The organism is Sphingomonas echinoides, assembly GCF_029623395.1.
GTDB lineage: Bacteria > Pseudomonadota > Alphaproteobacteria > Sphingomonadales > Sphingomonadaceae > Sphingomonas > Sphingomonas echinoides_A.
The window spans coordinates 1-7,696 of record NZ_JAPYKK010000067.1; the positions used below are offsets into that span (position 1 = coordinate 1).

Sequence of the window (7,696 nt, forward strand, 5' to 3'; positions counted from 1 at the left end):
TTCGCCGCGGGCGTGGCGAAGCGGAGCGGCACCTCGAGCACCTTGGCGAGACCGATGAAACTCGCGTCGCACACGATCAGGTCGACCAGTTCGGGGATATGCACTTCGGTCAGGATCCGCGCGCTGGTCTGTTCGTGAACGACCACGCGATCGTCCTGCCGGATCTTCCACGCAAGCTGATTGGTGCCGCTGTCGACCGCATAGACGCGCGCGGCGCCACGTTGCAGCAGCACGTCGGTGAACCCGCCGGTCGACGAACCGACGTCGATCGCGACCGCGTCCGTGACCGCCCAGCCGGTCGCGTCCAGACCGTGCGCCAGCTTGATCCCGCCACGCGAGACCCACGGATGATCCCGCCCGCGCACGTCGAGCACCACATCGTCCGCAATCGCTTGCCCCGGCTTGTCGATCTTCCGGTCGCCCGCGAAGACGAGCCCGGCCATGATCAACGCCTGCGCCCGCGTGCGGCTCTCGACGAGGCCGCGATCGACGAGAAGCTGGTCAGCCCTGATCTTGGGCATCGGCGGGACAGTAGGGTGAAATGGAGCGCATCCGTCCCCCTATCAAGCTTCGTCCCAGACCCCAAGCGGTGCAGGAGTCAGGCCTCGCGCGATGCCGGGCGAAGGCGCGCTTTCGGTCCGGCGCAATCCGTCAACGGCTTGGCGCAGCGCTATTGCCTACCAAACCAGTAGGAATACCTTCTGAACCGGGAAGCGTGGCCAAGCGGTGTCCCCCTAGAGCATGGTCTGGTCACGTCTTCCTACCTTTAGTGGGAGAGCATCGATGGGCAGCTTTTCAAGTTACGACCCCGTGCAACCGACCATCTTGACGGTCCCCGGCCTCGGTGGCTCCGGTCCGTCACACTGGCAGACGCTGTGGGAGTCCGCGCGACCCGATACCGTTCGTGTCGAACTCGGCATGTGGAACACGCCCCACCGCAACGCTTGGGTTACCAAGCTCGATCAGGCCATCCGGCAGGCCAAGGCTCCGGTCGTCCTCGCGGCGCACAGCCTAGGCTGCCTCGCGGTCGCGTGGTGGGCGGAGATGACTCGCCAACCCTATGGCTGGCCGGTTGCAGGGGCCTTGCTTGTCGCGCCCGCCGACGTCGACCGCGCCGATGCGCGCGCCGAACTCGCGACGTTCGGGCCGACCCCGACGGCACCGCTCCCCTTCCCGTCGATCGTCGTGGCCAGCCGCGACGATCCGTGGATCGATATCGATCGCGCCCACAGCCTTGCGGTCGGCTGGGGCAGTCATTTCGTCGATGCGGGCGAGCAAGGCCATTTGAACGCCGCAAGCGGGATCGGCTGGTGGAAGGAAGGGCAGGAACTGCTCGACCGCGTGATCGGCGCCTCGGTCGATCGCGAGGGGCGCCCGCTACCGATCAGCGAAGCGCGCTCGATCCTCGCGATCAATGCGACCGATGCCGCGCAGGTCCATTATTTGCCGCGCTGACGGTTGCGCGCGTCAATCGACGAAGAGATAGGTGGGGTCGAACTCGGCGAAGGCGCGCAGACGCGGCCAATCGAAGATTTCGACCACTCCCTGCCGAAACGCGACAAGACCATCCTCGCGCAATTGGCGCAGCATGCGGTTCGTATGGACCGCGGTCAAACCCGTGGCGTCGGCGAGATCGACCTGCGTCAACGGCAAGTCGAACTGGTTGCCGGACGCCATTCCGGCACGTTCCAGCCGGACGAACATTTCGCAGAACAGATGCGCGAGCCGCACGGCTGCACCCCGCGCGCCGATCGATACGATCCATTCGCGGTTGATCGCGGCATCGATCATCGTCGATTTCCACAGCAATTCCGTAATCGTCGCGGATCTCGCGGTAAGCTCGCGGACCGCGGCGTGCGGGAACAGCACGACCTTGATGTCCGTCAGCGCCGCGACCGAATGTTCCAGTCGTTTGAGCGGATAACTGTGTAAGTCCACGAAATCGCCCGGAACATGAATAGCGAGGATCTGGCGACGACCCTCTGGCGTATCCTTGAACCGCTCGACGAATCCATCGAGCAACAAGGTGCATTGTGACAACGGCGTATGTTGACGAATGAAGATCTGGCGAGCGTTGAACGTCGTCGTCCGGGATGCGCTGGCGTCGATCGCCGCGACGTCCTCCGCATCCAGCATGGGCGTGCGATGCGTTTTCAAAAACTTGTCGATATACATGCTGGCGGTCGGTCCCTCTTGGGGAACATGGACGGCAAGCTCGCGTTTTGTCTATAGGGAGCCGCGACATTGCCGAAAAATCCGCACGACAAACCGATCGAAGCCGTTGCCGAAAACGGCGAGATCCTGATGGACGGCCCCGAGGGCATGGCCGAATCGTTCACCCCAAGCGCGGCGAAACGGTCGGCAGAACATATCGCAAAGGCCGTGGCAGAGATCGACGAGATGGGCGACACAGACGAGCATTCATCCGACCATTAAGCATGTCGATACGCTGGATATTAATCGAGTAAGGCGCCGGTGCAGTGGTGCCCTACCGCAAACTCTTCGTGAGCCGCTGGTCGGCGTTGTTCTGGGCCGCTTGCGTGATCTACACTGCGGTCGACACCGTTGGCTTCGCCCCCGAAAAGGCGGCAAAGGCCAGCGTTCCCACCGCTAGCGATGGCACTCCTGTCACGCCGGAAGACGTTGCCAACCTCAATGCCATCGTGAACGCGCTCTAGCCAATCCGGTCACCGAGCGGGCGCTGGTTTGAGCGCGATGTCGCTGATCTTCCACTTACGCTGCTCTGCTGTCGCCCCGTCGATGTCCCCGGCGCGGTGCAGCGTGACCGTACCGATCGAATAGACCGGCGCGCGGTCGGCCTTGAGCCTGGCATAGACCTGAACGGGAACGGTCACATAGCGCTGTCCCGCGCCGGCATCGATCCGCCCGGGCGCACCTACATTCGCGTGATATTCGCTATACCGATCGAACGTCGCCGCGAACGCAGCCACGTCCCGCTCGGCGATCTTCGACCCCGACTGCACCAACGCCCGCGCCTCCGGAAAACGCCGCGACCCTAAGAACGCGTAATAAGTCTGGACGACATTGGCGGCGCCTTGCGCGCTATCCGGCGTGAACCGCGCCTCGGATACCGGCGTACGGTCATCCGGCAAGCCACCCGGCGTCCCCGGCGCTGGCGGGTCGAGCGGCGCGTCTTCGTTGCCGACGGCGTTTGTCGAAGCGGCATCGTCGATCGCATCGTCATCATCGTTGGTCGAGCCCATTGCGCGGGCGTCCTGTGCGTCCAGACTGGCAGCGTTCTCGCCATAGGCGTCCACCGTGCTCTGCGCCTCCACTGCCGCCGCGTTGATGTCGACCGTCATGTTGTCGACCGGTTCGCTTTGCGCGCACCCCGCGAGCAGAATCAGCGAAACGGGGAGGATCAGCTTGGAAACCATGAGATTACTCGCGCTTTGGAGACTAGGACGGGCCAGTGCGGGGTAACGACCGCTTCCGGTCGCCGTTCCGCTTTACGGCGCGCCTATAGGCAGCATCCCGACGACACCATGACGGGATTAAAGATATTCGGCGGACCGGGCCAACCAGCCCGCCGAAGCGAAATCACGGACGAAGCGCGGCGTCGTCCCGATCGGTCAGCGTGTCGGAATCCACCGAACCATCGTCGAGGTCGTCCTGCAGATCGTCCTCGTCCAGATCGTCTTCATCCTCGTCGGCCTCATCGTCTTCCTCGCCGATTTCGGAATCCGTCATGTCGAGGTCGTCTTCGTCCTCGTCATCGTCGTCCGTTTCGGAGGCGATATCGGGGTTGAGATCGGTCAGGATCGTGCCGTCGGTCGGGCCGTCGCGCGTGACTTCCAGAATCTCGGCGCGCTGGCTCTCGTCATAGCCTTCCTCGTCATATCCGTCGTCGCCCGGGCCTTCGCCGGGTACCTGATGGCCACCGATGCTCATGTCGTTTCTCCGGTCCGCCCCGGCCCGATGCGGGGTGCGGTTACCGTGCGAACCTAGCAGGAATGGATCGGTTCCGCATCCGGACCCGAAACGATCAGGTCGGGCGAAACAGTTTTCCACGCTCGACGATGGCCGCAATCGCCAGCCCGGCGATGCCCGCCACCAAGAACCCCAGGTGCAGCGGGGCGGTCGTCCCGTCGAAGCTCCGCCCGATCGCCCAGCCGATCAGCCCACCCACCGTGATGCTGAAAAATCCCTGCACGCTCGACGCGGTCCCCGCGATCGCGCCCATGTTTTCCATCGCCATCGCGGACATGTTCGAGGTCGCAAGACCAAAGCACGCCATGGTGATCGCCTGCAGCAACACGAAGACGAGCAGCGGCTCGTCCCCCCATTGCCCGATGAACAACCCCGCCCCCGAAGAAAGGATCATCACCACCAGCGCAGTCTGCGAAATGCGCCGCATGCCGATCCGCATCACGATCCGCGAGTTGAGCAGGTTCGCCACCGCCATCGTTCCCGCCGACGCGGCAAACACCGCGCCGAGCAGTGCCGGGCGGCGGAAGACATGCTCCATGATCGGCTGGATCGACCCGAGATACCCGAAGATCGCCCCCTGCGCGATCATCGTCGCGATCATGTAGCCGAGCGAATAGCGGTCGGACAGCGTCTGCCGCCATCCGCGTGCCAGCGTCAGGAACGACAAGGGAATCTGGCGGTCGCGCGGCAACGTCTCGGGCATCCGGATCGCAAACCAGATCAGGCACGCAAGCGCCGCCGCGGCGATCACTTCGAAGATCAACCGCCACGATCCGACCAGCAACACCGCCTGCCCGAAGCTCGGCGCGATGATCGGCACCGCCATGAACACCATGAACGCGAGACTCGTCACCTGCGCCATCGCGCGACCGGAGAAACAGTCGCGAATCAACGCGATCGTCACGACGCGGCTGGAGGCGATCGCAAGCCCGGTGATAAAGCGCACCACCAGCAGCAGCACGAAGCTGCTCGCCAACCCCGCCAGCAGATTGCCGAGCGCGTAACAGATCAGCCCGCCGATCAGCACCGGACGACGCCCGAACCGATCGGTCAGCGGGCCATGGATCAACTGCCCGACGCCCAGCCCGACCACGAACACAGTCAGGATCAACGGCCCGTCGAGGATCGCGTCGACATGCAACCGCCGCGCGATGTCGGGCAGCGCAGGGAGCATCGAATCGATCCCGAGCGCACCAAGCGCCATCAGCGCGGCCACCAGCGGCACGAACTCCGCAAGCCGGATGGGCGGGCCATCGACCCGTTCGAGCGGAACAACACGATCGGACATACCGCGCGCCATGCCCCAGCCAGTCGCGAAGGTCACCCCGGAAATCCGGTTCCGGACGATCCAACCCCCCGCTGGCCAATTGTCCCGCCGCACGTTTTGGCGATAAGGCGTGTCCTCCCCCGAGTGATGGACGTTTGCCCATGTCTGATTCCCCCGCCGCGCAGGTTCCCGCGCTTTCGCTTGCCGATGAGGCGAAGGACCCCGCCGCCTTTGCCGCCGCGCTCGGCACATCGTTCGAGCGTTTCGGGTTCGCGGTCGTGTCGGATCACGGCGTCCCCGCCGATCTGATCGCCCGCGCCTGGGCGATGACCGAAGCATTCTTCGCGCTGCCCGAGGAAACCAAGCGGCGCTACCTCGTCCAGGGCGGCGGCGGCGCGCGGGGGTATACCCCGTTCAAGACCGAGATCGCCAAGGGCGCGACCCACGTCGACCTCAAGGAGTTCTGGCACGTCGGCCGCGAGCTCGCCAAGGGCCACCGCTTCGAAGCGCAAATGACCCCCAACATCTGGCCGGACCAGCCCGAAGGCTTCCGCGAAACCTTTATCGAACTGTTCGCCGCGTTCGACACGGCAGGCGACCGCCTGCTGTCGGCGATCGCGCGGCACCTCGGCCTTGCGCCCGACTGGTTCGATCCCGCCGTCAAGGACGGGAATTCGGTCCTGCGCTTGCTGCACTACCCGCCGATCCCCGCGGATGCTCCTGGTGTTCGCGCGGGGGCGCATGAGGACATCAACCTCATCACGCTGCTGCTTGGTGCCGAGGAAGCCGGGCTCGAACTGCTCGACAAGGACGGCAACTGGCTTGCGATCAAGCCGCCCGAAGGCGCGATGGTCGTCAACGTCGGCGACATGCTGCAACGGCTGACCAACCACGTCCTGCCTTCGACCACGCACCGCGTCGTCAACCCGCCGCCCGAACGGCGCGGCCATTCGCGCTATTCGATGCCGTTCTTCCTGCATCCCGCCCCCGACTTCTTGATCGAGACGCTCCCCGCCACGATCACCGCGGAGAACCCGGACCGCTATCCGACCCCGATCACCGCGCACGATTATCTTCACGAACGCCTCGTCGAAATTGGCCTAATCGCGAAATAATCTGTCGCACCGGGGTTGTTTCGAGGTCTAATCCTCCGCTAGCGCCTCCCGTACGATCCCCGGAGCCGGTCCGGGGCGACGGGGGTGTACTGACTATGACCGAACCTCTTCGCATCGCGCTTGCCGGGCTCGGCACCGTCGGCGCGGGTGTGATCCGCTTGCTCGACACCAACGGTGCGCTGATCGCGCGCCGCGCGGGTCGCCCGATCGAGATCGTCGCGGTCTCGGCGCGGGACCGGTTCAAGGATCGCGGCGTCGATATCGGGCGCTTCCGCTGGGTCGACGATACGACCGCGCTGGCGCAATCGGGCGCGGATGTCGTGGTCGAGCTGGTCGGCGGGTCGGACGGCCCTGCCCTGACGCTGGCGCGCACCGCGCTCGGCGCGGGCAAGAGCTTCGTCACCGCGAACAAGGCGATGCTCGCGCATCACGGGCTGGAACTGGCCGGGCTAGCCGAAGCGGCGGGAGTCGCGCTCAAGTTCGAGGCTGCGGTTGCGGGCGGCGTGCCCGTGGTCAAGGGCCTACGCGAAGGCGCCGCCGCGAACGCGATCGAGCGGGTGTACGGCATTCTCAACGGCACCTGCAATTTCATCCTGTCGAAAATGGAAGCGGAAGGCCGCGACTTCGCCGACGTGCTGGCCGAGGCGCAGGCGCTCGGTTTTGCCGAAGCCGACCCGAGCTTCGACATCGACGGGGTCGATGCCGCGCACAAATTGTCGCTGCTCGCGAGCCTTGCGTTCGGGACGCAGCCGGCATTCGCGGATGTCGCCGCGAGCGGGATCCGCCACGTCCTCGCCGCCGACATCGCGGAAGCCGCGGCGCTCGGCTACCGCGTGCGGCTGCTCGGCGTTGCGGAAGCCGATGACGCGGGGCTGTTCCAGCGCGTCCATCCGCATCTCGTGCCGGTGGACCACCCGCTCGCGCATGTCACCGGCGCGACCAATGCAGTCGTGGCGGAAGGCAATTTCGTCGGGCGGTTGCTGTTCCAGGGTCCGGGCGCGGGCGACGGGCCGACCGCGAGCGCGGTCGTCGCGGACCTCATCGACATCGCGCGCGGCGAATTCGGCCCCGCCTTCGCGATGCCCGCGGATGCCTTGACCCAGCAAGCCCCCGCCGACACCGGCGACCGGCGCGGCCGCGCTTATGTGCGCTTCACCGTCGCGGACCGCGTCGGCGTGCTCGCGGAGATTGCCGCGGCAATGCGCGATGCCGGCGTGTCGATCGAAAGCCTGATGCAGCGCGGCGCGATGGCGGACGGATCGGTGCTGGTCGCGATCGTCACGCACGAAGGCCCGGAACGTGCGGTTGCGCAGGCGCTCGAGCGGCTGCGGGGATCGCAGAGCCTGGTCGGGCAACCATTGTG

General features: G+C 65.6%; 10 protein-coding genes. 5 read left to right on the top strand and 5 right to left on the bottom strand.

All coding sequences use genetic code 11. The features are described from left to right. Positions 1 to 521 (bottom strand): TlyA family RNA methyltransferase (locus QBJ92_RS20210; protein ID WP_277971484.1); only part of this gene is annotated, 521 nt, incomplete at its 3' end. A gap of 262 nt (positions 522 to 783) precedes the next feature. Between QBJ92_RS20210 and QBJ92_RS20215 the strand changes: the two genes are divergently transcribed. After that, positions 784 to 1,455, top strand: coding sequence for an RBBP9/YdeN family alpha/beta hydrolase (locus QBJ92_RS20215; protein WP_277971485.1), 672 nt, complete (start codon positions 784 to 786; stop codon positions 1,453 to 1,455). Between the two features lie 12 nt (positions 1,456 to 1,467). On the opposite strand, the gene QBJ92_RS20220 is transcribed toward QBJ92_RS20215, so the two are convergent. After that, a complete protein-coding gene (locus QBJ92_RS20220) occupies positions 1,468 to 2,175 on the bottom strand; it encodes a Crp/Fnr family transcriptional regulator (RefSeq protein ID WP_277971486.1) in 708 nt (235 codons plus the stop codon). A 69-nt stretch (positions 2,176 to 2,244) separates the two neighbouring features. Between QBJ92_RS20220 and QBJ92_RS20225 the strand changes: the two genes are divergently transcribed. Both QBJ92_RS20225 and QBJ92_RS20230 read left to right on the top strand, forming a co-directional pair. Next, a complete protein-coding gene (locus QBJ92_RS20225) occupies positions 2,245 to 2,436 on the top strand; it encodes a hypothetical protein (RefSeq protein WP_277971487.1) in 192 nt (63 codons plus the stop codon). Between the two features lie 47 nt (positions 2,437 to 2,483). Beyond that, positions 2,484 to 2,678 (top strand): hypothetical protein, encoded by a 195-nt coding sequence (locus QBJ92_RS20230; protein WP_277971488.1) that lies wholly within the window; start codon positions 2,484 to 2,486, stop codon positions 2,676 to 2,678. 9 nt (positions 2,679 to 2,687) lie between these two features. Here the strand turns inward: QBJ92_RS20230 and QBJ92_RS20235 are convergent, their stop codons facing one another. From QBJ92_RS20235 to QBJ92_RS20245, 3 genes are all read right to left on the bottom strand, one after another. Beyond that, positions 2,688 to 3,398 (bottom strand): hypothetical protein, encoded by a 711-nt coding sequence (locus tag QBJ92_RS20235; RefSeq protein WP_277971489.1) that lies wholly within the window; start codon positions 3,396 to 3,398, stop codon positions 2,688 to 2,690. A 163-nt stretch (positions 3,399 to 3,561) separates the two neighbouring features. Continuing rightward, positions 3,562 to 3,912: a DNA primase gene (locus QBJ92_RS20240; protein ID WP_277971490.1), complete on the bottom strand. Its 351-nt coding sequence runs from the start codon at positions 3,910 to 3,912 to the stop codon at positions 3,562 to 3,564. Between the two features lie 94 nt (positions 3,913 to 4,006). After that, the gene (locus QBJ92_RS20245) at positions 4,007 to 5,275 is read right to left on the bottom strand and encodes a multidrug effflux MFS transporter (protein ID WP_431358447.1); all 1,269 of its coding nucleotides are present in this window, start codon (positions 5,273 to 5,275) and stop codon (positions 4,007 to 4,009) included. Between the two features lie 104 nt (positions 5,276 to 5,379). Here QBJ92_RS20245 and QBJ92_RS20250 point away from each other — a divergent pair, with 104 nt between their 5' ends. Beyond that, positions 5,380 to 6,333 carry an isopenicillin N synthase family dioxygenase gene (locus QBJ92_RS20250; protein ID WP_277971491.1) on the top strand — a complete coding sequence of 318 codons (954 nt, stop codon included), beginning with the start codon at positions 5,380 to 5,382 and terminating at the stop codon, positions 6,331 to 6,333. 95 nt (positions 6,334 to 6,428) lie between these two features. Then, positions 6,429 to 7,696, top strand: a 1,268-nt coding sequence (locus QBJ92_RS20255) for a homoserine dehydrogenase (protein ID WP_277971492.1), incomplete at its 3' end; no start/stop codon positions are given.

Coding starts and splice junctions, on each gene's coding strand:
- QBJ92_RS20235 (WP_277971489.1), bottom strand. CDS start 3,398: ATGGTTTCCAAGCTGATCCTCCCCGTTTCGCTGATTCTGCTCGCGGGG.
- QBJ92_RS20240 (WP_277971490.1), bottom strand. CDS start 3,912: ATGAGCATCGGTGGCCATCAGGTACCCGGCGAAGGCCCGGGCGACGAC.
- QBJ92_RS20215 (WP_277971485.1), top strand. CDS start 784: ATGGGCAGCTTTTCAAGTTACGACCCCGTGCAACCGACCATCTTGACG.
- QBJ92_RS20220 (WP_277971486.1), bottom strand. CDS start 2,175: ATGTATATCGACAAGTTTTTGAAAACGCATCGCACGCCCATGCTGGAT.
- QBJ92_RS20250 (WP_277971491.1), top strand. CDS start 5,380: ATGTCTGATTCCCCCGCCGCGCAGGTTCCCGCGCTTTCGCTTGCCGAT.